This is a genomic window from Pelagimonas sp. (assembly GCF_058892305.1).
Genome location: NZ_JBZXVN010000032.1, coordinates 52,646 through 75,776, shown reverse-complemented (window position 1 = coordinate 75,776; position 23,131 = coordinate 52,646). Strand labels below are relative to the sequence as shown.

21 protein-coding genes are annotated in these 23,131 nt (G+C 56.2%); 6 read left to right on the top strand and 15 right to left on the bottom strand.

The annotated features are described in order from the left end of the window. Positions 1-181 precede the first annotated feature (181 nt). A complete protein-coding gene (locus AC5EFR_RS13895; protein ID WP_493576466.1) occupies positions 182-862 on the bottom strand; it encodes a DUF2161 domain-containing phosphodiesterase in 681 nt (226 codons plus the stop codon). A gap of 86 nt (positions 863-948) precedes the next feature. Here AC5EFR_RS13895 and AC5EFR_RS13890 point away from each other — a divergent pair, with 86 nt between their 5' ends. After that, positions 949-1,944 (top strand): TraB/GumN family protein, encoded by a 996-nt coding sequence (locus AC5EFR_RS13890; RefSeq protein ID WP_493576388.1) that lies wholly within the window; start codon positions 949-951, stop codon positions 1,942-1,944. A gap of 8 nt (positions 1,945-1,952) precedes the next feature. Here the strand turns inward: AC5EFR_RS13890 and AC5EFR_RS13885 are convergent, their stop codons facing one another. From AC5EFR_RS13885 to AC5EFR_RS13855, 7 genes are all read right to left on the bottom strand, one after another. Next, complete coding sequence (locus tag AC5EFR_RS13885; RefSeq protein ID WP_493576387.1) at positions 1,953-3,962, bottom strand: M3 family metallopeptidase; 2,010 nt, start codon at positions 3,960-3,962, stop codon at positions 1,953-1,955. Between the two features lie 69 nt (positions 3,963-4,031). After that, complete coding sequence (locus AC5EFR_RS13880; RefSeq protein ID WP_493576386.1) at positions 4,032-4,784, bottom strand: hypothetical protein; 753 nt, start codon at positions 4,782-4,784, stop codon at positions 4,032-4,034. Next, positions 4,769-5,857: a HesA/MoeB/ThiF family protein gene (locus AC5EFR_RS13875; RefSeq protein WP_493576385.1), complete on the bottom strand. Its 1,089-nt coding sequence runs from the start codon at positions 5,855-5,857 to the stop codon at positions 4,769-4,771. Before AC5EFR_RS13875 ends, AC5EFR_RS13880 begins: the two co-directional genes overlap by 16 nt. Continuing rightward, positions 5,808-6,245: a dUTP diphosphatase gene (gene dut / locus AC5EFR_RS13870; protein ID WP_493576465.1), complete on the bottom strand. Its 438-nt coding sequence runs from the start codon at positions 6,243-6,245 to the stop codon at positions 5,808-5,810. The genes AC5EFR_RS13875 and dut overlap by 50 nt, the downstream gene beginning before the upstream one ends. 57 nt (positions 6,246-6,302) lie before the next feature. After that, positions 6,303-7,502 (bottom strand): bifunctional phosphopantothenoylcysteine decarboxylase/phosphopantothenate--cysteine ligase CoaBC, encoded by a 1,200-nt coding sequence (gene coaBC / locus AC5EFR_RS13865; RefSeq protein ID WP_493576384.1) that lies wholly within the window; start codon positions 7,500-7,502, stop codon positions 6,303-6,305. A gap of 65 nt (positions 7,503-7,567) precedes the next feature. Further along, positions 7,568-8,338, bottom strand: a complete 771-nt coding sequence (locus AC5EFR_RS13860; protein ID WP_493576383.1) for a ChaN family lipoprotein — start codon at positions 8,336-8,338, stop codon at positions 7,568-7,570. Then, positions 8,335-9,213 (bottom strand): RNA polymerase factor sigma-32, encoded by an 879-nt coding sequence (locus AC5EFR_RS13855; RefSeq protein WP_493576382.1) that lies wholly within the window; start codon positions 9,211-9,213, stop codon positions 8,335-8,337. Before AC5EFR_RS13855 ends, AC5EFR_RS13860 begins: the two co-directional genes overlap by 4 nt. 198 nt (positions 9,214-9,411) lie before the next feature. Between AC5EFR_RS13855 and AC5EFR_RS13850 the strand changes: the two genes are divergently transcribed. Next, on the top strand, positions 9,412-10,275 hold the full coding sequence (locus AC5EFR_RS13850) for a glutathione S-transferase N-terminal domain-containing protein (RefSeq protein WP_493576381.1): 864 nt from the start codon (positions 9,412-9,414) through the stop codon (positions 10,273-10,275). 100 nt (positions 10,276-10,375) lie between these two features. Then, the gene (locus tag AC5EFR_RS13845) at positions 10,376-11,890 is read left to right on the top strand and encodes a YifB family Mg chelatase-like AAA ATPase (RefSeq protein WP_493576380.1); all 1,515 of its coding nucleotides are present in this window, start codon (positions 10,376-10,378) and stop codon (positions 11,888-11,890) included. Here the strand turns inward: AC5EFR_RS13845 and AC5EFR_RS13840 are convergent. The 4 genes from AC5EFR_RS13840 to rsmI all read right to left on the bottom strand — a co-directional run bounded on the left by AC5EFR_RS13840 (position 11,860) and on the right by rsmI (position 15,007). Further along, a complete protein-coding gene (locus AC5EFR_RS13840; protein WP_493576379.1) occupies positions 11,860-12,717 on the bottom strand; it encodes an alpha/beta hydrolase fold domain-containing protein in 858 nt (285 codons plus the stop codon). The genes AC5EFR_RS13845 and AC5EFR_RS13840 overlap by 31 nt on opposite strands. Before the next feature lie 38 nt (positions 12,718-12,755). Continuing rightward, positions 12,756-13,691 (bottom strand): glutathione synthase, encoded by a 936-nt coding sequence (gene gshB, locus AC5EFR_RS13835; RefSeq protein WP_493576378.1) that lies wholly within the window; start codon positions 13,689-13,691, stop codon positions 12,756-12,758. 69 nt (positions 13,692-13,760) lie between these two features. After that, positions 13,761-14,135: a YraN family protein gene (locus AC5EFR_RS13830; protein ID WP_493576377.1), complete on the bottom strand. Its 375-nt coding sequence runs from the start codon at positions 14,133-14,135 to the stop codon at positions 13,761-13,763. After that, on the bottom strand, positions 14,132-15,007 hold the full coding sequence (gene rsmI / locus AC5EFR_RS13825) for a 16S rRNA (cytidine(1402)-2'-O)-methyltransferase (protein WP_493576464.1): 876 nt from the start codon (positions 15,005-15,007) through the stop codon (positions 14,132-14,134). Before rsmI ends, AC5EFR_RS13830 begins: the two co-directional genes overlap by 4 nt. Positions 15,008-15,151: 144 nt before the next feature. Here rsmI and AC5EFR_RS13820 point away from each other — a divergent pair, with 144 nt between their 5' ends. The 3 genes from AC5EFR_RS13820 (at position 15,152) to AC5EFR_RS13810 (ending at position 20,179) form a co-directional block, all read left to right on the top strand. Beyond that, positions 15,152-16,348: a penicillin-binding protein activator gene (locus AC5EFR_RS13820; protein ID WP_493576376.1), complete on the top strand. Its 1,197-nt coding sequence runs from the start codon at positions 15,152-15,154 to the stop codon at positions 16,346-16,348. Positions 16,349-16,373: 25 nt separating this feature from the next. After that, positions 16,374-19,118, top strand: a complete 2,745-nt coding sequence (locus AC5EFR_RS13815) for a [protein-PII] uridylyltransferase (protein WP_493576463.1) — start codon at positions 16,374-16,376, stop codon at positions 19,116-19,118. 71 nt (positions 19,119-19,189) lie between these two features. Then, positions 19,190-20,179, top strand: a complete 990-nt coding sequence (locus AC5EFR_RS13810; protein WP_493576375.1) for a Gfo/Idh/MocA family protein — start codon at positions 19,190-19,192, stop codon at positions 20,177-20,179. A 43-nt stretch (positions 20,180-20,222) separates the two neighbouring features. Here the strand turns inward: AC5EFR_RS13810 and AC5EFR_RS13805 are convergent, their stop codons facing one another. From AC5EFR_RS13805 to AC5EFR_RS13795, 3 genes are all read right to left on the bottom strand, one after another. Then, positions 20,223-21,257, bottom strand: coding sequence for a fatty acid desaturase (locus AC5EFR_RS13805; RefSeq protein ID WP_493576374.1), 1,035 nt, complete (start codon positions 21,255-21,257; stop codon positions 20,223-20,225). A 283-nt stretch (positions 21,258-21,540) separates the two neighbouring features. Then, positions 21,541-22,278, bottom strand: coding sequence for a CDP-diacylglycerol--serine O-phosphatidyltransferase (gene pssA, locus AC5EFR_RS13800; RefSeq protein WP_493576373.1), 738 nt, complete (start codon positions 22,276-22,278; stop codon positions 21,541-21,543). Positions 22,279-22,295: 17 nt separating this feature from the next. Next, on the bottom strand, positions 22,296-22,964 hold the full coding sequence (locus tag AC5EFR_RS13795) for a phosphatidylserine decarboxylase (RefSeq protein WP_493576372.1): 669 nt from the start codon (positions 22,962-22,964) through the stop codon (positions 22,296-22,298). Positions 22,965-23,131 lie beyond the last annotated feature (167 nt).

The following is a 23,131-nucleotide window of genomic DNA, read 5'->3' as shown; positions in this document are numbered from 1 at the left end:
GCGGCCACATGAGGGTGGGCAAGGCCTCGGGACAGCTGGGCGTATCCCGCGCTCTCCGGCTTTGCCTTTGCAACCCTGCGTGATTGGGAAACGGTATCTGGTGTCGCTGAGAGCTCAGGGCTCGGCATGCTCACGCGGCAGCGCAGCAACCTGTGTCACATGGCGGTTAAAGTGGCCTGCGTCAAGCGTCTTTAGGGTCGTCCCAGCTATAGGCCCAGTGTTTTAACCCCTGAAGGCCGGTCGCGGATAGCGCATAAACACCGGTTTCGACCTTTTCAAACCACCCGTAATGGTTCGACCGCATGATTGTCGTGGCCTTGGCGACCCCAGTCGCTTTGGCTACATCCTTGCCCCGGCTCGCCCCCACCTCGGCCAACATCGCCGCGCATTTCAAGGCGTCCTGACGATAGCCCGTGACAATACCATGTCGTGTTGCACCACCTTGGTTCGGGTCCCCTTCCAGCCGATGAAACTCCCGCAACAACCGCGTCTGGCGCTTTTTGCTTTTGCGCGGTGCATAGGGGCCGGGGTCACATTGGACCTCAACTGTCTGATCATCGCGCACCGTAATAAAGCCCAGCCCCAACCGACGGCACATGGCCAGATTGTCCTTGAGAGCGCGTTTGGCGGTCTTGCCCTTGGGTTTGGGCACGGCAATATACACGGTATCCGTCACGCTTAACCGCGCCACGGCCTGATGGTACAACGAAAGGGAAATCGTCAGTTTCAGTTCAACAATGACCGGCGGTTCATCTGCACGGATCGCCACAACATCCGCCGCGCCGACCTCGCCCTTGACCTCATAACCCTGCCGCCGAAGCAGAGCCTTAACCGGCTCGTAAAGATCGCTTTCCCGCCGCATATCCGCCTGTTTCACTTGTCATTCCATTGCTCAACGGGCTTAGTTTGCCCCAAACAGATTGCCCTAAATAGATCGCCGGAGCCACCATGTTACGATTTCTTGCCCTTGCCTGTACCACAGTTGCCTTGTCTAACCCCGCCTTTGCAACTTGCAAAGGGCAAGACCTCCGCCCAGGTCTCAGCGACGAACAACGCCACGAACTCGCGGTTACGATTGAAAACACCCCCTATTCCGAGGGTAACTTCTGGACGGCAACCAAGGGCGATGAAACCATCTATTTGGTTGGCACGCTGCACATCAATGACCCGCGCATGCAAGGGCCGGTCACGCGGTTGACGCCGATTGTCGAATCCGCCGGTGTTCTCTTGCTCGAAGCCAATGACGTCGCCGAAGCGGCACTTAAAAAGAGACTGGCAACCGACCCGTCGCTGATCTTGCTTAAGGGCAAATCTTTGATTGATCTGATGAGCGAAGAGGATTGGCAAAAGCTGGCGCGACTGGCCAAAGATCACAATATTCCGCCCTTTATGGCGTCAAAAATGCAGCCGTGGTTCCTGTCCATGACCTTGGCTATTCCCGCTTGCATGAAACAAGAAGCTCTCAAGGGCAGCGGGGGTTTGGATGCGCAACTCAATGACATCGCCAATGCGGCAAATGTTCCGACCCAATCTCTCGAAGATGTTCAGACGCTATTTAAGGTTTTCTCCAAAGACCCGATTGAGGAACAGATCGCCATGCTGATGGCCGGTTTGATGGCCCCGGATGCTTCCAAAAACGGGATGGCGACCATGTTCAACAGCTATTTTGAGGAACGCGTTGCCGAGGGCTGGCATCTCAACCGCATTCTGACTCCTGAGTTGACCGGACTAAGCGCGGAATTTGCCAATGAGGTGTTTGCCGATCTGAACAAAGACCTTCTTGAAACCCGCAACATAGGTTGGATTCCGGTCATCCTTGATGCGGCAGCCCAGCACGATGCCCCAATTGTCGCAGCCTTTGGTGCAGCGCATTTGATGGGGGATGCCGGGGTTTTGAACCTCTTGGCGCAAGAAGGGTTTACCCTCGAACGCCAAGAGTTTTGATGCGAGGCTTAGGCGGCCAATCCGCGCCCTTTCAATAGGGCGTCGACCCCCGGCATCCGCCCACGGAACGCCAGATAAAGCGCCTCGGCGTCTTGTGATCCACCGGCCGAAAGGATGTGCTTTTCAAGCTTGGCCGCCATATCCGCGTCAAACGGATCACCGACCTCTTCGAACGCCGCAAAGGCATCTGCGTCCATCACTTCGGACCACATATAGCTATAGTAGCCGCTGCTATAGCCGTCGCCGGAAAACACATGGGCGAAATGCGGCGTGGCATGGCGCATCGAAATCGCGCGCGGCATGCCGATGTTTTCCAACACTTCGGCCTGCTTTTGCATCACATCCGCCGGGGCTGGACCGTCATGAAAGGCCAGATCAACCAAGGCCGAGGCGACATATTCAACCGTCTGGAACCCCATATCGAAATTCGCGGCACCAAGCACTTTGTCAAGCAAGGCTTTGGGCATCGGGTCACCGGTTTCGGCATGGGTGGCGAATTTTTCCAACACCTCCGGCACTTCAAGCCAGTGTTCATAAAGTTGGCTTGGCAGCTCAACAAAATCACGTGCGACCGAGGTGCCAGAAATCATGTCATAGGTCACATCCGATAGCATCTGGTGCAGCGCATGACCAAATTCATGGAACAAGGTGCGCGCATCATCATAGGACAGCAGAGCCGGATCGCCTTTGGCAAAGTTGCACACGTTGACGACAATCGGGATTTGCACGTCGGGGAATTTGCGTTGTGAGCGGATTGCCGAACACCACGCGCCCGACCGTTTTGACCCGCGGGCAAAATAGTCACCGATGAACACCGCAACCGGGGCACCATTGCGAGTGACTTCCCAAGCGCGGGCGTCTTCGTGATACAAAGGCACGTCTAGGGGCGCAAATTCGAGATCAAACAGACGTGTCGCGCAATCAAACGAGGCCTCGATCATCTTCTCCAGTTGGAAATAGGGTTTAACCTCTGCCTCATCGAGATCATGTTCCGCCTTGCGCCGTTTTTCAGCGTAGTAACGCCAATCCCAAGCCTCTAGCGGGCCGTCTATCCCGTCGGCTTTCAGCATGGATTCCAAAACCTGTGCATCCGCGTCCGCTTGGGTTTTGGCCGGTCCCCAAACCGCCATCAACAGCTCGCGCACCTTGTCCGGCGTGCCCGCCATCTCGGTTTCCAACTTGAACCCCGAAAAGTCGTCATAGCCCAAAAGCTTGGCGCGCTCTTCGCGCAACGCTAGGGTTTCATTGGCAATATCCCGGTTGTCTGTCGCGCCACCATTGGCCCCGCGTGCGCCCCATGCCTGATAGGCACGTTCGCGCAACGCCCGTTTGGGGGAAAACTGCAAAAACGGCACAATGACCGACCGTGACAACGTCACAACCGGGCCAAGGCCACGTTCCTCTCCCGCCGCACGCATCGCGCCGATAACAAAATCAGGCAACCCGTCTAGGTCCGCCTCAGAGACTTCCATGACCCAATCACGCTCATCCGCCAAAAGGTTCTGCGTGAAGGACGTGCCCAAAACCGCCAGACGGTTTTTCACATCGGTCATCCGGTCGGCCTCGGCCCCGTCCAAGGCCGCGCCGGCACGGACAAAATTGCGATGCAACAACATCAAAACCCGGCTTTGTTCATCATTTAGGTCAAGCGTGTCGCGTGCCTCCCAAACCGCTTGAATGCGTTCAAACAACGCGGTGTTGGAGTAAATCGCAGAGCTATGCGCCGAGAGTTTCGGCGAAAACTCCCGCATTAGGGCTTCGCGGGTTTCATTGCTATCAGAGCCCGAAATGTTGAAAAAGACCGAGGCCACCTTGTCCAGGGCCGCGCCGGTGCGCATCAACCCTTCGATGGTATTTGCAAAATCTGGGGCCTCAGGGTTGGCGACCAAGGCCTCGACCTCTTGCAAATCCTGCGCCATTGCGGCGTCAAATGCCGGGGCAAAATCGCCATCAGCGATCTTGTTAAAAGGCGGCAGCCCAAAAGGCGTATCCCATTCTTGCAACAGCGGGTTGGTCATTGACACATCTCCATATCTTTGGCTGAAACCTAGGGTGCGCAACCCATGGCTGCAATGGCTTAGCCGAAATCAAAGCTGCAAATGCAAGTGATCATCATGGCGGGCCGCTCGGCATCCTTGGAACCGCAATTTTTCATCACTTAGTCCCAAATCTTTTGCTAAAGGCGGTTCGAGGAACAGCTTGGAAACCCGCGGATCGTTAAGCAGTGCTTGGGTCAAGGCTCGTGTCCTTGCCCTATCCACTTCAAAATCGGACCACAAAGGTTGCAAGGGCGTCAAAGACCACCGCATCGTTGGCCAAGCATCTGGACATTGCTTGACCTCCAGAGTCTCAAAGACAAAATAACCGATGGGAGACCGCGTTTGACCGGGCAGAAACCCATTCGCATCACGATAGAAAAAAGCAAAGTCCAGCTTTTCACCATCGTCATGTGACAAGTGCGGGATCAGGGGGAAGCCCTCCCAAAAGGGCAAGTTGCCATCGAGGTAAAGCGTCTGCGTCCCCGGATATTCTTGCGCAACTTGGTCGGCGGCGTTTTGTGCGACATCCGCCATCTCAGGCGTCACAAAATGGCGCATTGTCACGCAATAAAACACCGACTGCGCCCGGAGCGTTTCTCCGAAACAGGGCAAAGCCACCCGCCCGAAAAACGGCGCGATCTGTAGCGCCGCGCCCCACAATGCCGCATAAACCAGCAGAAAAACCAGAACCCGTTGACGAAACCGCAAAGCAATCAGCCAAGCCAAACCGCCCAATTGCGTGAGCAGCGTCAAAAACAGGATCCAACCCACATGCCCGGCCCAGATCAGCCCCCGCAGCACGGGCAGCCCTCACGTTTTTTCAACGTGATTTTTCGGGTTTCGCCCCAGAGCGCGTCATAGATCAACATCTCGCCCCGCAAAACCGCGCCCGCCCCGGTGATCAATTTGACCGCCTCGACGGCCATCATCGACCCAACAACGCCGGGCAAAGGCCCCAAAACGCCAGCTTCGGCACAGCTTGGGGCCAATTCCGGAGCCGGTGCGTTTGCGAAAATGCACTGGTAACACGGCCCGCCGTTGGCCGGGTCAAAGACGCTGACCTGACCCTCCCACTGGCTAAGTGCGCCGGAAATCAGAGGTTTGCCCAAGGCAACCGCCGTTTCATTGACCAAGTATCGGGTGTCAAAGTTGTCGGTTCCGTCCAGAACAACATCATAGTCGGCCACAAGCTCTTTGGCGATCTCGGCGGACAGGCGGCGTTTGTAGGGCCGCACTTTGAGGTAGGGGTTAATGGCCTTCATCCGCGTTTCGGCGGAAAACACCTTGGGGGTGTCAATGGCGTCATCGCTGTGAATAACTTGCCGTTGCAAGTTACCTGCGTCAACGACATCGTCATCAATCACCCCAATCGTGCCAACACCCGACGCCGCCAAATAGAGCAAAGCCGGAGAGCCAAGCCCCCCTGCACCAATCACCAAAACCTTGGCCTCTTTTAGCTTTTTCTGCCCCGGTCCGCCGAGTTCACGCAAAACGATTTGGCGGGCATAGCGCGACAGCTCGCCTTCGGCAAAAAGGCTTTCATTCTGGGTCACGGGTATCTCCTTGGCCTGCGCTTTGGATCGCAGTTTAGCCAAGCCAACCCGATAGACCCAGACCATGGCAGAAAATCCCAGCAGGATCAGCCAAAAGGCCGCAGACCCGCCTGTTGCGATGCGCAATGGGTGCCCGTCAGGCAGAACCAGATGCAACAGGATCACCGCCCCAAAGAGCACCACCAACAAGGCCCAGCGCAGCGGCTTTGGTGCTTTGGTCAAGTGGCCAACACCCCAGATCAGCGCTGCCAAGCCAAGAACAGGGATCACGTTATTGCCTCCCGGTGGAACCAAATCCACCGGCACCGCGCGTCGTATCATCCAATTCGGAGACCAGTTCAAATTGCGCCTGCACAACAGGGGCGACGATCATCTGTGCGATCCGATCGCCATGCGCAATGACAAACGGTTCCTGCCCTGCATTCATCACAATGACCCCCAAAGGCCCGCGATAATCGCTGTCGATTGTGCCGGGGCTATTGGGCAGAGTGATGCCTTGTTTCAACGCCAAACCGCTACGCGGACGCAGCTGAACCTCAAACCCTTGCGGGATGGCCAAGCGCAACCCGGTCGGGACCAAAACGCGCGATCCCGGGATCAGCTCTATGCTTTGTCGATCCGCAAAATTGGCCCGCAGGTCCGCGCCCGCCGCCCCATACGAGGCATAGTGAGGCAATCCTAGGGATTGGTCGGCACCCTCATCCCACATCATTTGAACAGCAATCACACCTGCCCCCATTTCTCGTTGCGCTGCAAGCGGCGCGCGTTAGCCGTCGCCCAAATAGGCTGCGATACGATCCGCCAATGCCCGCGCAACTTCGTCTTTGCTCATACGTGGCCAGTCTTCCGACCCATCCTCAGAAATCAAAACAATCGCGTTTTCTGATCCGCCCATGATGCCGGTTTCCGGCGACACGTCATTGGCAACGATCCAATCACAGCCCTTGCGCGCCCGTTTGGAGGTCGCATTGGCAACCACATCATCGGTCTCGGCGGCAAAGCCAACCACCAAATCAGGTCGCCCCGCGTCCATCTGGGATACCTCGGCCAAAATGTCCGGGTTTTCGGCAAATTCCAAAACCGGCAATCCGCCTTTGGTCTTTTTGATCTTGCTATCCGAGGCGCTGGCCACCCGCCAATCCGCCACAGCCGCCGCAAAAACCCCGGCATCCATCGGTAGGGATTTCATCACGGCCTCCCGCATTTCTCGGGCGGATTGGACCTCGATGACGTCTACGCCTGTTGGCCGGGCCGCCTCGGCCGGACCGGTGACAAAGGTCACATCCGCCCCCAGCGCCCGTAGCGCATTGGCGATGGCGGTGCCCTGCGCACCCGAGGACCGATTGGCGATATAGCGCACCGGATCAATGGGTTCATGTGTCGGACCAGAGGTGACCAAAACCTTGCGACCACGAAGCGGACCGTCGGCAAGCGCGGTTTGAATGGCGGCGACAATCTCCATCGGTTCCGCCATGCGCCCCGGACCATATTCGCCACAGGCCATATCTCCGTCATTTGGCCCAACAACCGAAACCCCGTCGGCCTTTAGCGTGGTCAAATTGCGCTGTGTCGCCGGGTGATCCCACATACGCACATTCATCGCCGGGGCAATCATCACCGGCGTGTCGGTCGCCATCAACAAAGTGGTCGCCAGATCCCCGGCCAACCCGTTGGCCATCTTGCCCATCAAATCCGCCGTCGCCGGGGCAACCACAACCAAGTCTGCAACGCGGCTAAGTTGGATATGCCCCATCTCCGCCTCTTTGGTGAGGTCGAACAGATCGCGGTGCACCTCTTCCCCCGCCAAGGCGGCGACGGACAAGGGGGTCACAAATTGTTCGGCGGCCCGAGTCATGACCGGGGTGATTGCCGCGCCGCGTTCGCGCAGGCGGCGGATCAGATCGAGGCATTTATAGGCCGCGATCCCGCCACCAATGATCAAAAGAATGCGTTTGCCTGTCAGCATGATCCCACCTGCCCGTCGTTTGCCCAAGTGTTACGCGCGCGCGCAACAAGTTTCAACGCAGGCGGTTATTTAAACGCGGCACAAGGATCGTCGCGTTCCACCGTCGGGCTAAAGGTGATTTCGTCAAACACGCCATCCGGCGGGCCAACGCCCTCTTCGCCTTGGCCTAGTGAATAGATGTCTAAATTGGGCGCAACACGGTCCAAAATCACCGGTGCCCCCCAATCTTTGCGCGCATGCCCGTTGCCGGTGATCACAGCAACCGGGCCACCGGTTTCCTCAAACGCCTGAACAACAGCTCGGGCCAAGGCGGCGTCCCGCAGCCGCTGCATATTCACCATCATCGGCAACATGTTTTCAGGAAGCGCGTCACAATGGGCGGCCATTTGCATGGCTTCCCGCTCTGTTTGTTGCGTATCTGGCAAAGGCTGATCCAACCCGAACTGCGCAGCATCACGGCCGAAAACGGCTTGGACCGGTTCACTCATCAAACGCCGCGCATCTTCGCGCGGAACAGCGCCACCAAAAACTTGGGCCTCTGGTGCCGCAGCAAAGATCGGGTAATACATCGAAAAATCGGGCCAGCCCGAGCTTTCCCAACCCAACGCTTGTTCAAGAAGATCGGCATTACCGACAAGTTCCGGCGTCACCAAACTGGCCTGATCAGCCGTCAGCATTTCAAAAACCAAAGCTTTGGGTTTTGCTGCTGTGACACGTTCGGTCTGCTGCTGGTGATGGCCCGGATTATCGTGCGTTTCACCTAGGAAAATAACGTCCTGCGCCGACAAAGGCACAGGGCAAACCAACATGGCAGCGGCGATCAAAGCGTAGTTCATACCAAGAACTGATGCACCTCGTCGGCGTTTTCTTCAAGGCTTTTCCGCATCTTGGTCATCGCGGCGGCCTCAACCTGACGAATACGCTCTTTGGACAGGTTGAGCTCGTCGCCAAGGCTTTCGAGGGTCCGGGGCACATCGCGGAGCTTGCGTTCGCGCACAATGTATCGTTCCCGATCGCTCAACCGATCCATCGCGCCAACAATCCAATCACGCATCTGAAGCGTATCATGACGATCAGCGACAATTTCCGCCGCCTGCGCGCCGTCATCCGCCAAGGCATCAATCCATTCACGCCCCTCATCTTCGGTCGATTGCGTGGCGTTGAGCGAGAAATCAGACCCCGACAAACGCCCTTCCATCATCTCAACATCGCGCAAAGGCACGCCAATTTCCGACGCGATCCGGTGGCGCAACTGATGTCCGTCAAGTGGTTCACCGGCAACTGTTGCCTCACGTTCGATCTGAGCCTGCACACGTTTCATGTTGAAAAACAGGGATTTTTGCGCGCTGGTTGACCCGGTGCGCACCATCGACCAATTGCGCATCACGTAATCTTGGATCGACGCTTTTATCCACCAAATTGCATATGTAGAAAAACGCACGCCGCGGTCCGGGTCGAATTTGTCTGCGGCTTTCATCAACCCCAGACCGGCCTCTTGGATCAGGTCATTCATCGGCGCGCCATAGCGTTTAAATTTTGACGCTTGTGAAATCGCAAGGCGCATATAGGCGTTGATCAGGCGGTGCAGCGCCTTCTCATCCCGATTGTCACGCCACGCGCGCGCCAGTTCTTGTTCGGTTTCGGCATCCAAAAGCTCAGCCTTCATGGCTGCGCGTGGCAATTGCCGATCGTTTAATCCGTCCAGTGCCATCGTAAACCCCCTGTCGTTACGCGGTACAGTTTGAATACGGTCTTGCGCGCCGTTTGGATTAGATGTGGGGTGGATTTATCTTTGATCAACCCTGAGATGACAGAGCTGTGATCAAAGTTTCTGATAAACGCGCGCACAATTCAGAATTTTCAATTTGGCGAAATCTAATCCACCTTTGAAATAACGACAGGAGATTTCATGACCCATAGATTGATCATCGGTGACTACACCTACTCAAGCTGGTCCTTGCGCGGCTGGCTGCTCTTGCACCGGTTTGGCATCCCGTTCCGCCCTGAGTTGGTGGAATTTGACCAAGATAGCGTTGCAAATCAGCTTAAGGAACACGCCCCGGCGCGCACCGTTCCGACCTTGATCACCGATACCGGGGATGTGGTTTGGGATAGCCTTGCCATTGCCGAGGAACTCGCAACGCGCCATCCAGACGCTGGTATTTGGCCATCCGATCCGTCACTGCGCACATTAGCCCGCAACTTGGCGGCGGAAATGCACTCTGGGTACAATAGCCTGCGCAATGAATGCCCGATGAACCTATCCGTGGCCTACAAAGGCTTTGATCCCTCTGACGGAACCAAGGCCGATTTGGCGCGTATTGACTACGTTTGGGGCCATGCTCTTGAGCGTTCAAATGGTCCGTGGCTCTGCGGAGAATATTCGGCCGTGGATGCATTCTTTGCCCCGGTTGCAGCCCGTATTGCGGGCTATGGTCTTTCGGTTGGCGAGGCGGCCCAAGCCTATGTTGCGCGCCATTTGGCCGACCCGGCCTTTCGCCGCTGGCGTGCCTTGGGTGAGGCCCGCGCCGTTGCCTTGCCATGGTATGCCAAGGATTTTAACACCGTAGATTGGCCTGGCCCCAAGCCCTTGAGCGCCCGTATCGTTGAAACCGGCACGGCGGAAAACGCGTATTGCCCCTATTCTGGCAAGCCCGTCACACATTTGTTTGAGGTCAAAGGCCGGACATTCGGCGTTTGCAATGCCAATTGCCGCGCCAAAACCGTTGCCGACCCAGAGGCATGGCCTGCGTTTATGGCGTTGCTGGCCTGACACCTATCTTAACCATTTCAATGGGGCGTTAACACTTTTGCAACCATGATTGTCTCAAGCTTGGCCGCCAATGTCTGGCACCGGCAAAGGAGCAGGGATCATGGTTGCACATGCCTACACAGTTGCATTCGAAGGGGTCGAAGCGCGCCCCGTCGAAGTGCAATGCGCCATAACCCCAGGTCTCCCGGCGTTCTCCATCGTGGGTCTGCCGAACAAGGCCGTCTCTGAGGCCCGTGATCGCGTGCGCACCGCGCTTGCCTCCCTTGCTATCGCGCTGCCATCCAAACGGATCACAATTAACCTTTCACCGGCGGACCTCCCCAAGGACGGGTCACATTTCGATCTCCCCATCGCACTTGGTTTGCTCGCTGCTTTGGACATCATCCCCAAGGACGCCGTGGCGCAAACCGTTGCCTTGGGAGAGCTGTCATTAGATGGGGCATTGGTTCCGGTTTTAGGGGCTTTGCCCGCGGCCATGTCTGCTGCCAATGATGATCGGGCCTTGCTTTGCCCCTATGCCTCCGGCCCAGAGGCCGCTTGGGTCGATGCCTGCAATGTCATCGCCGCCAAAACGCTTTTGGATGTGGTGCGTCACTATTCAGGGCAAGCCGTTCTAGAACCCGCCATCGCGGGTGAAGTCGCGGCACAAACATCCTCAAAAGACCTGCGTGATGTCAAAGGTCAGGAACGGGCCAAACGCGCGCTGGAAATTGCGGCGGCTGGGCGGCATCACCTGTTTATGGTCGGCACTCCCGGGTCTGGAAAATCCATGTTGTCGGCGCGGATGCCCGGCATTTTGCCACCCCTGTCCGCAAAAGAGGCGTTAGAGACCTCGATGATCCATTCTGTGGCCGGTATCTTGGAAGAAGGCGGTGTTCCTCGCTCTCGCCCCTTTCGCCAACCTCATCACACCGCGTCTATGGCGGCGATCATCGGCGGCGGGCGCGGTGCCAAACCCGGCGAGGTCAGCATGGCCCATAACGGCGTGTTGTTTCTAGATGAGTTGCCAGAGTTCCAGCGGCAGGTTCTAGAAACACTTCGACAGCCCGTTGAAACAGGCGAGGTTATGGTGGCCCGCGCCAATGCCCATATCAATTACCCCTGCCGATTCCTGCTATTGGCGGCCGCAAACCCATGCAAATGCGGGTATTTATCTGCCCCTGATCAGGCCTGTTCCCGCGCACCCATTTGTGGAGAAGACTATTTGGGGCGGATTTCCGGCCCCTTGATCGATCGGTTTGACCTGCGTCTTGATGTGCCGCCGGTGTCTGTTGCGGATCTCGATCTGCCTGCGACTGGGGAGAGTTCTGAGACCGTTGCCAAGCGGGTTGCCGCCGCGCGTGACCTCCAGCGGTTAAGGTTTGAAAACCACGACAATATGCACACCAATGCCGATGCCGAAGGGCAAGCCCTAGAAGACATCGCCGCACTTGAACCCGAAAGTCGGGACCTATTGCTGCGCGCGGCGGACCGGTTCGGGCTTTCTGCGCGTGGCTATCACCGGGTTTTGCGCGTCGCCCGGACCATTGCGGATTTGGACCAAAGCGAAAACCTACAGCGTCCACATGTGGCCGAAGCGCTGTCTTACCGTTTGGTGTCCGCCAAGGAATCCTGAACAAAACTTGCCAATTGGCGCAAACTTTTGCGCGCCTCCGGCAGCCAGCCATCCATCAGATGCCAGACATGCGGCGCATCGGATAGGCTTTGCAAGCGAACATCGCCGCCAAAACCGCGCAACCGCTCCGCCAATCGCGTGGCATCGTCGCGCAAAATCTCGGTTTCGGAATAGTGGATCATCGCCGGCGGGCAGTTGGGAAACGCCGCGAACAACGGTGAAATGCGCGGGTCCTTGGGGTCGAGGTCGCCCAAAACGATGTCGCTTAGCTCTTGGAACCGCGCGACCGGTAAAATCACGTCGCTGTCTTTGTTCGTCTCGAGGCTTGCCCCGGTTTGGGCGAAGTCGACGCAAGGTGACATTGAAAACACACCCGCAGGAACCGTTCCGCGCCGACACAGCTCTGACAAAATCGCAAAGGCAATACCACCCCCGGCGGAATCACCGCCCAAAACGATGTCTTTGGGCGCAAACCCCTGCGCCATCAGCCGATCCCACGCCGCCAACGCATCGTCAAAGGCCGCCGGGGCCGGGGCATCTGGAGCCAAGCGATAATGCGGTGCACAGACCTCAAGGCCCGAAAGACGAGACAGCCTGCCAAGCAGCCCTTCGTATACCCACGGGCTCCCGGCGACATAGCCGCCGCCGTGGAAAAACAGAATTGCCTTGCCTATTTGACACGGGCCAGACGCAATCCAATGCAGGCCACCGGGCCGCATATAATGCCGCAAAAAGGGAGGTTTGCGAAACGCCAACCCGGCCAAAAAGTCCAAGGCCTTGTGGGCGTCATCCGGCCCGCGCGTTTTGGTCAGCTGCGGTTTGATCACATGCCGCAGCCATTTGTTCAGACATCTAAGTTGCCAACTCAGGCGCATTTGGCTTCGATAGCCAGCCAGATTTTTTCGGCAACGTTGATCCCGTCAAAGCGTTCCAACTCTTGGATGCCGGTCGGCGAGGTCACGTTGATCTCGGTCAGATAGTCGCCGATCACGTCAATCCCGACAAAAATCTGGCCTTTATCACGCAATGTCGGGCCAATGGCTTTGCAGATTTCCAAATCACGCGCCGAAAGCTCGACCTTTTCGGGCCGCCCGCCAACATGCATATTTGATCGCACCTCACCCGCTGCTGGCACTCGGTTGATGGCCCCAACCGGTTCTCCATCGACCAAGATCACCCGTTTGTCACCCGCGGTGACATCGGGGAGATATTTCTGCACAATCAACGGCTCACGCGAGAAACCGGTAAAGAGTTCGTGCAGCGAAGATAGGTTGCGATCTTGGGCGTCCAGCTTGAACACACCGGCCCCGCCGTTGCCGTAAAGCGGCTTTAGAATGACGTCGCCATGACGTTCCTTAAAGGCGCGGATCGTGCGCAAATCACGCGCCACGGTGGTCGGCGGTGTGAGGTCTGGAAAGTTCAAAACCAGAAGCTTTTCCGGGTAATTGCGCACCCAGAACGGATCATTGACCACCAAAACCTGTCCGGCCAGCCGATCAAGCAGATGGGTCGTTGTGATGTAGTGCATGTCAAATGGCGGGTCTTGGCGCAGCCAAATCACGTCAAAATCGGCAAGGTCCACAACCTCTTCGGGTTGCAAAACGGCGGGTTCATCGGCGACCCGCTGTACCGTCATCCGGTGACCACGGGCGGTGATTTTACCCTCTTCATAGGCCAATTGATCCGGCCCATAGTAAAACAGCTCATGCCCACGGGCCTGTGCCTCTTCGGCAAGGCGAAAGCTGCTGTCTGCGTTGATGTCGACACCCGAAATCGGATCCATCTGAAAGGCGATTTTCATGGTTTTTCCCCAATTCTTCTCGCCATAAATGGCGCATGCCTGCCTTGGGTTCAATGGCCGGTTCTGATCTTAATGACCAATCGCGTTCTCGATCACGTGAATGATGCCCTGATTGTCGACCAGCGCCACGTCAAATCGCATCGGCGTCAACAACCCCAAAGGTTGGGTCCCGGCGAATTCCTCAGCCGCAGATTGGAGCCGTAGCATTTGATGCGGGCTTAGCCTTTCGGCGGCGCGCGCGGTATTGCGGCTCTTTTTGACCTCAATAAATACCAAACCGTCGCCATCTTTGGCGATCAGATCAATTTCACCGCCCTGCCCCCGCCACCGCGTTTCCAAAATCGCGAAACCACGTCGTTCGTAATCTTGGGCAACTTGAAGTTCCGCCGACATCCCGGCGTGAAATCCAACGCTCCCCCGAGATTGACGTGCGGTTTTGGTCATTCCTCATCCTTGTCTTCTTGCGTGTCATCTTGGGCCATATGCATGGCACGCTGGTAAACAGGGCGGCGTTTGATATCAAACTTGCCCGACACAAAATCGGCGGCGTCCCGCACCGACATGGTTTGCAGGGCCAAGCGTAGGTCCTGATCTATTAAGTCTTCGCTAACCTCGGCCTTGTCGCCTTTGCCGATAAGCAAAACAATTTCGCCTTTAACGTTGTTATTCGCGTAATGGTCGGCCAAGTCCGCCACCGTCCCCCGCCGGCTTTCCTCAAACTTTTTGGTCAATTCTCGGCAAACCGAAGCAGGGCGATCCCCCCCCAAAACAGTTACGGCATCCCTCAAAGACGCCGCCAAACGTTTGGGTGATTCATAGAAAGCGAGTGTCGCCTGAACCTCGGAGAGCTCTTTGAGCACCCGCTTTCGCGCCCCCGATGCATTGGGCAAAAACCCTGCGAACAAAAACCGATCCGTCGGCAACCCCGCCAAGGTAAGCGCGGTCACCACCGCCGAGGCCCCCGGTGCGGATGTGACCGGCAATCCCTCATCCTGAACCGCGCGGGCAAGGTCAAACCCCGGATCCGAAATCATCGGCGTGCCCGCCTCAGAGGCATAGACAACGGACCGACCCGCCTGCAGTTCCGCCATAATCCGTGGTCGGGCGCGGGCTCCGTTATGGTCGTGATAGGGAATCAGCGGTCTGTCGCCCAAGGCAATACCGTGGATTTCCATCAATCGGCGCAGGCTGCGGGTGTCTTCGGCGGCCAATACATCTGCATCACGCAAAATATCCAACGTCCGCAACGTGATGTCGCGGGCATTCCCAATCGGTGTCGCCACCAAATACAGGCCCGCAGTTAGGTTTTGACGCATGCCAACGTAATTTTCCCCGTCAATCATCGCGCCATTCCCCGCCTTGTCCTGATTCATTGCTGGACCCCTCACTCTGCTTGTTTATATTCGCGGTCAACCAAGCGCGGGGCGAACCCGCGACAAAAACGAGGGAGTTCTCCGTCCATGTTTGCTGTTTTGTCCCCCATGCGCAAGGCGTTACGCCCCGCAATTGGCCTCGCGGCCGCTGTGATGCTTTCTGCTTGTGATCCGACCGCCCTTGGTGGTTTGGGCGAAAGCGCGGGTGGAAACTCTGGCCCGAAAATCGATCCGAAAAAGCCGATTCAGGTGGCGTTGTTGGTGCCCAAGTCCGATGCCCAAGCCGCTTCTATCGCTGTTTCTATGGAGAACGCAGCGCGTTTGGCCATCGCCGAGTTGAATGGCGTTCAAATCGAATTGAAAACCTATGACACGGCTGGGGTTGCCTCAACAGCAGCAGCCCAAGCGCAGCGCGCCGTTGATGAAGGCGCGAAAATCATTCTCGGCCCCTTGCGCGCCGATGCGGTGAACGAAGCCGGTCGCGCGGTTGCCGACGAAGGCATCAACGTACTCGGGTTTTCCAACAATCCCTCTATTGCCGGCGGCAATGTCTTTATTCTGAGCCCAACGTTTAACAACACGGCCAACCGCCTCATGGCCCATGCCCGCAACCAAGGCAAAAAGAGCGTCGTGATTGTCTATTCCGATGATGTTCCCGGCCAATTCGGCCGCTCTGCGATTGAACTCGCGGCTTCGGCAAACGGAATTCGCGTTGTGTCTACCGAAGGGTATACCCTGTCCGTCGAAGGGGTGACGGCCACAGCCCAAGCCGCAGCGGCAGCCGTCAAATCCGGAGAAGCGGATTCCATCTTTATCACCACCGATGCAACCAACGCCGCGATGCCGATGTTGCTTAACCAATTGCCAAGCAATGGCATTGCACCGGATCAGGTTCAATATGTTGGCCTGACACGATTTGACGTGCGCCCCGATCTGTTTAGCCTCCCCGGCGCAACGGGTGTTTGGTTCGCGCTTCCTGACCAGGGTCAGCAAAACGCCTTCAACAGCCGTTATTCCGCGACCTATGGTGCTGCTCCCCATCCCCTTGCTGGAATCGCCTATGACGGCATCTCCGCCATTGGTGCCTTGGCCAAACAAGGGAGGGGCGACGCTTTGACCGCCAAAGCATTGACCCGGGGTACTGGCTTTAACGGCACCGGGGGTGTATTCCGCTTGAAAGCGGATGGCACCAATGAACGGGCGCTGTCTGTGGCAACGATCAAAGACAATCAGATGGTGATCCTTGACCCAGCCCCAAAAGCCTTCTCAGGCGCAGGTTTCTAAGACCGACACACAAGACAAAGACCTGATGCCGGACGATTTGATCGCACCGGCATCAGCGATTTTCGACCTTCCAACCATCCGTGCCGAGCTTTTTGAAAGCTTTCCCAAAGACGCCAAGGAAGCCGAGATTCGCAAGCTTACTGTGGCCAAGCTTGCGCAAGCGCGCGACGTTGGGCGCAAAGTGATCGCCGAAGCCCTTGCCGCAGAACCCTTTGGGGCCCGCCGCACCACCCGCGCCTATACATGGCTAACCGATGGCATGGTCCGCCTGACCTTTGAGGTCGCGACCAAACGTTTGCACAAACTCAACAATCCGACCGAAGGTGAACGCCTTTCGGTGATTGCCGTTGGCGGTTACGGGCGCGGCGAAATGGCCCCGTTTTCCGATGTCGATCTGCTGTTTTTGACCCCCTACAAAATCACCGCTTGGGCCGAAAGCGTCATTGAATCGATGCTTTACATGCAGTGGGACCTGAAGATGAAGGTTGGCCATAGCTCTCGCACGGTGAAAGATTGTATTCGTCTTGGCGGCGAAGACATGACCATCCGCACCGCCATGCTTGAGCATCGCTATTTGACCGGTGACGCCCCGCTTGCCGAAGAGCTGGACCAGCGCCTGTTGAATGACCTGTTTACCGGGACCGAACGCGAATTTGTCGAGGCCAAATTAGCCGAACGCGATGCACGGCACGAAAAGCAGGGCCAGCGGTACATGGTCGAGCCCAATGTCAAAGAAGGTAAGGGCGGGTTGCGAGACCTGCAATCGCTCTATTGGATTGCCAAATATGTGCACCACACTGATGACATCTCGGAACTGGTGCAGCTTGGGGTGTTTCATCCCGATGAGAACGAAAAATTTGTTCAAGCTGCGCGGTTTTTGTGGGCGGCGCGCTGTCACCTGCATCTGGCGGCTGGACGCCCTGTTGAACAGCTTAGCTTTGACATGCAGGTCGAAGTGGCCGACCGCATGGGCTATACCGACAAACCCGGGCGGCGCGGTGTGGAATGGTTCATGCAAGACTATTTTCGCCATGCCACAGCCGTTGGGGATCTCACGCGGATTTTCCTGACCTCGCTTGAGGCGGACCACAAGAAAGCCCCGCCGCTTCTTGAGCGACTTTTCAAACGCAAGCCACGGGTCAAAGAAGGCTTCAAAGTCGTGAATGGCCGCCTTGCCATCGCGGATGACACCACCTTTTTGAATGATAATCGCAACATTCTGGGCCTCTTCGGAGAAGCCTTGCGCACTGGTCTCTTGATCCACCCCGATGCGATGCGGCTTGTCACTGCCAATCTGGATTTGATTGACGACGACATGCGAAACGACAAGGACGCGCAAAAACAGTTTCTTGACCTTGTCCTAAAACATGGCAACCCCGAGCGGGCGCTGCGGCGTATGAATGAGCTTGGGGTTTTGTCGGCCTTTATACCCGAATTCGCCCCGATTGTGGCGATGATGCAATTCAACATGTATCACCACTACACCGTCGACGAACACACCATTCAGGTTATCCAACATCTCGCCAATATCGAGCGCGGTGAAGTGGGCGAAGAGCTTCCGGTCTCCACCGAAATCATCAAAAGCGGCATCAATCGCAAGGTTATGTATGTGGCTCTATTGTTGCACGATATCGGCAAAGGTCGGGACGAAGATCACTCGATCCTAGGGGCCAAGATCGCCCGCAAAGTCGCGCCACGCCTTGGCTTGAAACCCAAAGAGGCGGCGACGGTGGAATGGTTGGTGCGCCACCATCTGGTCATGTCGGACATGGCTCAGAAACGCGATATTGCCGACCCGCGCACCGTGCGCGATTTTGCCAAAGTGGTCAAAACCGTTGAACGGCTCGATCTGTTATGTGTTTTGACGGTCTGCGATATTCGCGGCGTTGGGCCTGATACGTGGAACAATTGGAAAGCCTCCCTGATCCGCGCGCTTTACCGTCAAACCCGGCGGGCGCTCGAAGATGGAATGGAGGCCCTGAACCGCGAAAACCGTGGTGCCGAAGCCAAGAAACTGCTGCGGGAACGCTTGCCCGACTGGACAACCTCTGCGTTGCGCAAAGAAGTGGGTCGCCACTACCCGCCCTATTGGCAGGGCTTCCACATCACCGCCCATTTGGTTTTTGCCGAACTGCTTCGTGACATTTCCGACGATGAAATCAAAATCGACATTCATCCCGACGAAGACCGCGACGCCACACGCGTCTGTTTTGCCATTGCCGATCATCCGGGGATTTTCTCGCGGCTGACCGGGGCCTTGGCGCTTGTTGGGGCCAACATTGTCGATGCACGCACCTTTACCACCAAGGATGGCTACGCCACCGCCGCGTTTTGGATTCAGGACAGCGACGAAGCCCCCTACGAGACCGCGCGCATTCCGCGCCTCAAGGATATGATCCGCAAAACCCTTATGGGGGAGGTGGTGGCCCGCGAGGCGATCAAATCAAAGGACAAGCTCAAGAAGCGCGAACGCGCCTTCAAGGTGCCGACGTCGATCACCTTTGATAATGAGGGATCCGAGATTTACACAATCATCGAGGTCGATACGCGTGACCGGCCCGGCTTGCTCTATGATCTGGCTCGCACTCTGGCAAACTCCAACGTTTATATCGCCTCTGCGGTCATCGCGACCTATGGCGAACAGGTGGTCGACACCTTCTATGTCAAAGACATGTTTGGCCTGAAATTCTACACTGAAAGCAAACAGAAAACGCTGGAAACCCGCCTACGTGCGGCTATCACCGCGGGTGTCAAACAAGCCAATAGCTAAGTGGGGTTGTGGCGGCGCGATCACGTCGGGCCGCCATTTGCATCCCCTAAAAACTTCGCTACCACTAGGGAATGACACTGAACTGGGCAATCTTTGGCACGGGCTTTATTTCCAATAAAGTCATCGACGGCATAGCGCGAAGCGACGGTTCGCAGGTGCAGGTCATCGCGGGACGTAAGCCAGAGGTTTTGACCAAGTTTCAGGCCGCACATGGCATTCCCATGATCTCAACCCACTATGGTGCGGTTTTGGCCGATCCGTCGATTGATGTGATTTACATCGGCCTACCCAACCATGTTCATCACACGCTCACAGCGGCGGCAGCCAAAGCGGGCAAGGCGGTTTTGTCGGAAAAATCCCTGACGACCACCATGCACGATGCAGATATATTGCTATCCTCAGTTCGGGCGCATCGAACCTTCTTTGTCGAGGGTTTCATGTATCTGGCTCATCCGTTCCTTCACCGGTTTTTTGAGATTTTGCAGGATGGGCGTTTGGGGGAATTACGATCAGTGTCTGGTGTTTATGCCGCCGATATCTGGAAGGTCGTCAATCCGTTAGGGATGGGCACTCTCTACAATTTGGGGTGCTATCCGGCGTCCTTATTGCACCTTACTGTTCAAACCATGTGCGGGCCAAGGGCCTTTGGGCAACGCATATTGCACGGTGTTGGTAACCTAAACAGCGACAACACCATTTGTGATGCCGCCTGTTTGGTACGCTTCGACAACGGTGTCATTGCAACGCTGCAATCCACGGACAGCTACGGCACATGCAATGCGTTTAGCGTTTTGGGGAGCAAGGGAGAACTGCGATTTGTTTCCAACCCTTGGCAACCCATCGCCGGACGCTCACATTTGCAATGGCGCCCCTATGACGGTGATGTCGAAGACATCTATGTCGAAGATGATTTTGACGCCTTCTATCACCAGATCAAAATGGTTGAACGGCATGTGATGGCCAAAGAGCAAGAGGCAGCGCGCCCCTCTCCCGGCCATCAAGATAGTTATGAGATCATGCAGTTTCTAACCGATTGGGAATCTGCGTGCCGTCAGGGCTAAAACAAAAGCCGATCTGGTTTCAGATCGGCTTTTACAATTTCGTTTATCCGTAAATCGCTCGGGCTTGCCTAAACGACATAAGCTTGTGGCTTTTCTCATCCCAAAGGTGCAACCGCACCGAGGCAAAGCTTTCGCGGATGGTCATCCGGTTTGAGCTAGCCAGTTCCGCATGATCGCGCAGCACTTCGGGCAGGCGATAAAAGGGGATGCGGCTATAGAGGTGGTGCACATGGTGAATGCCAATGTTGGCGCTGGCCCACTGCAAGGCCTTTGGCAACACATAATACGAGCTGCCGTGGAGGGCGGCATCATGCAACTGCCAGTCTTCTTCCGATTCCCAATGGGCGTTTTCGAACTGATGCTGGACGTAAAACAGCCACATGCCAATCGTCGCGGCGGTCAGCGTTGACGGAACGAAGATAATCAGAATTGGAGCCCAGCCACCAAACCAATACAAAATGCCCAATGCAACAAACATCACCAAATTGGTCGACATCGCGCTGATCCAATATTTGCGCATGTTCATCAAGCCAATCGGCAACCTATTTTGAAGAAAGAACAGATAGCTTGGCCCAAAGCCAAACAAGATGATCGGGTTGCGATACAGGCGATAGTTCAAGCGACCAAGCCAGTTTAGTGCGCGATATTCTGCAACGGTCATCGTGTGAATATCACCGATGCCTCGGCGGCCAAGGTTACCATGTGAACTATGATGGATCGAATGGGTGCGGCGCCAGACGTCATACGGGGTCAGCGTCAACACACCCAGTACACGGCCAAGCCAATCATTCATGCCACGGCTGGCAAAAAACGACCCATGCCCGCAATCGTGTTGGATGGTGAACAAGCGAACAAGAAAAACACCCGCCGGAAGCGACAAGGCAAAGGATAGCCAGTAGCTAACCGCGAGCGCCTTCCACGCCAGAACCCAAAGCACGATGAAAGGGATCGCGGTAACCGCCACCTCAAACCAGCTTTGCTTCCAGTTTGGATCGCGATATTGCGAAAGAAGTTTGACCCAATCACGGGGGTCACGGGGTTCGGACTGCTGTGCCGAAAGGTCTGAATGTCGGTCCATGCGCCTGTACTGCTGTCGTAGGTTTCAGCCTAGATACCGGATTGCGACAGTATCGCAACGTCAATATCGTCTCAGGGCGCTTATCATTTGGTTAACAGTGCCACAAAAGCAAGAATACGCCGTTTGGTTGGGAAAATGCCACAATTTGGCGGGCCAAATGTCTCTTCGAAACGATGAACTAAATGCCCCCTGGGTAGATCTGGCACAACCAATCGTAGAACGCCTGGGATTTTTATCACAGGATTCGGGGAATTTGCCCCCGAGTTTAGCCGCCCGACTTTGGCTAAAGGCGTTTCGCGCTTACCCAGGCCCAAACAACCGTTCCCACATAAGCCAAACACAAGACAATCAATGTGAGCCACGCATATGTGAGCAGAGCTGCAAAAACGATCGAGATCACAAAGAAGAAGAACTTGAGACTGCTGCGTGAGATTTTAGTCGATTTGAATGACCATGTCGGGATTTGCGACACCATCAACAAACCGACAACAATGATATACAAGCACAGGATTAGGCCCGGCAGCCCGTCGCTTTCGGGGAATGCAAAAGACCAATAGAGCGGCATCATCACAAGGTATGCCCCGGCGGGTGACGGAACTCCTTCGAAAAAGGCGCTCGCCCCGTCGTTTTCCGCTGTCTTATTGCCAACGTTAAAGCGCGCCAAACGAAGAACACAACACATCGCAAAGACCAGCGCCGCAAACCATCCAATGCCACGCACGTCTTGCAAGGCCCAGAAATAGAGTATGAGGGGCGGGGCGACACCGAAGTTCAGGAAATCGGCAAGCGAATCCAACTCCGCCCCCATTTCGCTATCGCTGCCCAAGGCCCGTGCCAATCGGCCATCCAACCCATCCAAAACACCCGCCAGCAGAATCAGGTTCACCGCCAGCACATAGTTATCCTGTGCCGCCATACGAATGGCCGTCAAACCGGCGCAAATTGCGGCAATGGTCAGCGCGTTTGGCAGCAGCTGGATAAGCGAAAATTCGCGTTCTGGTTTTTCGGTGGGGTTTGTCATGCCTAACTTGATCAGCCTCAGCCCTTGGCCGTCAAGTCAGCAAGTACAGTTTCACCGGCAATCATCGTCTGGCCAAGCTGAACCATCGGGTCAACACCGTCAGGAAGATACACATCCAGACGAGAGCCAAAACGGATCAGGCCAAAGCGTTCACCGGTTTGCAATTCAACACCGGGTTCCACAAAGCAAACGATCCGACGCGCAACCAAGCCCGCAATTTGCACAACGGCCAAATCACGACCATCGGCCATTTCGATGCGCAGGCTGTTGCGTTCATTGTCTTTGCTGGCCTTATCAAGCGAGGCATTAAAGAACTTGCCCGGACGGTAGGCCACAGCCGTGACTTTCCCGGCGATGGGTGCGCGGTTCACGTGGCAATTGAAGACGCTCATAAACACGCTGACACGGGTCAGCGGGGCGTCAGCCATGCCGAGTTCCGCAGGGGGGACAGCCTTTTCGATCAACGAAACGATGCCATCCGCCGGGCTAATGATCAGCCCTTCTTTTTGTGGAGTGACCCGCTCTGGATCGCGAAAGAAGTAATAGCACCAGACGGTCAGGCCAACGCCGATCCAACCCAATGGCTCCCAGATCAGGAACAGAACAAATGTGATCGCGGCGAAGATGGCGACGAATTTGCGCCCTTCGGGGTGCATCGGCTTGATAAACGTGTCGCGCATACGCATGGCAATCACTCTCCTATGTCTTTGGATCACTGTGTCTTAAGTGGTTGCGCCCTAAACGCAAGGGGGCACAGCGCTTGACCGCCAAGAATTGCGCCAAAGCCGGGCAATTCGAAATCAGTTGTCAACAAATTTGCTTCATAACGCTGGTTGAACAGAAAAGATGAGGG

Bases quoted from the DNA above. Each gene is read 5' to 3' on its own strand.
- AC5EFR_RS13815 (WP_493576463.1), top strand. From the start codon at position 16,374: ATGCCGGACGATTTGATCGCACCGGCATCAGCGATTTTCGACCTTCCA.
- coaBC (WP_493576384.1), bottom strand. From the start codon at position 7,502: ATGCTGACAGGCAAACGCATTCTTTTGATCATTGGTGGCGGGATCGCG.
- AC5EFR_RS13890 (WP_493576388.1), top strand. From the start codon at position 949: ATGTTACGATTTCTTGCCCTTGCCTGTACCACAGTTGCCTTGTCTAAC.
- AC5EFR_RS13850 (WP_493576381.1), top strand. From the start codon at position 9,412: ATGACCCATAGATTGATCATCGGTGACTACACCTACTCAAGCTGGTCC.
- dut (WP_493576465.1), bottom strand. From the start codon at position 6,245: ATGTGGGATGAGGGTGCCGACCAATCCCTAGGATTGCCTCACTATGCC.
- AC5EFR_RS13810 (WP_493576375.1), top strand. From the start codon at position 19,190: ATGACACTGAACTGGGCAATCTTTGGCACGGGCTTTATTTCCAATAAA.
- gshB (WP_493576378.1), bottom strand. From the start codon at position 13,691: ATGAAAATCGCCTTTCAGATGGATCCGATTTCGGGTGTCGACATCAAC.
- AC5EFR_RS13845 (WP_493576380.1), top strand. From the start codon at position 10,376: ATGGTTGCACATGCCTACACAGTTGCATTCGAAGGGGTCGAAGCGCGC.
- AC5EFR_RS13860 (WP_493576383.1), bottom strand. From the start codon at position 8,338: ATGAACTACGCTTTGATCGCCGCTGCCATGTTGGTTTGCCCTGTGCCT.
- pssA (WP_493576373.1), bottom strand. From the start codon at position 22,278: ATGACAAACCCCACCGAAAAACCAGAACGCGAATTTTCGCTTATCCAG.
- AC5EFR_RS13820 (WP_493576376.1), top strand. From the start codon at position 15,152: ATGTTTGCTGTTTTGTCCCCCATGCGCAAGGCGTTACGCCCCGCAATT.
- AC5EFR_RS13805 (WP_493576374.1), bottom strand. From the start codon at position 21,257: ATGGACCGACATTCAGACCTTTCGGCACAGCAGTCCGAACCCCGTGAC.
- AC5EFR_RS13875 (WP_493576385.1), bottom strand. From the start codon at position 5,857: ATGATACGACGCGCGGTGCCGGTGGATTTGGTTCCACCGGGAGGCAAT.
- AC5EFR_RS13895 (WP_493576466.1), bottom strand. From the start codon at position 862: ATGCGGCGGGAAAGCGATCTTTACGAGCCGGTTAAGGCTCTGCTTCGG.
- rsmI (WP_493576464.1), bottom strand. From the start codon at position 15,007: ATGCGTCAAAACCTAACTGCGGGCCTGTATTTGGTGGCGACACCGATT.
- AC5EFR_RS13795 (WP_493576372.1), bottom strand. From the start codon at position 22,964: ATGCGTATGCGCGACACGTTTATCAAGCCGATGCACCCCGAAGGGCGC.
- AC5EFR_RS13885 (WP_493576387.1), bottom strand. From the start codon at position 3,962: ATGACCAACCCGCTGTTGCAAGAATGGGATACGCCTTTTGGGCTGCCG.
- AC5EFR_RS13855 (WP_493576382.1), bottom strand. From the start codon at position 9,213: ATGGCACTGGACGGATTAAACGATCGGCAATTGCCACGCGCAGCCATG.
- AC5EFR_RS13830 (WP_493576377.1), bottom strand. From the start codon at position 14,135: ATGACCAAAACCGCACGTCAATCTCGGGGGAGCGTTGGATTTCACGCC.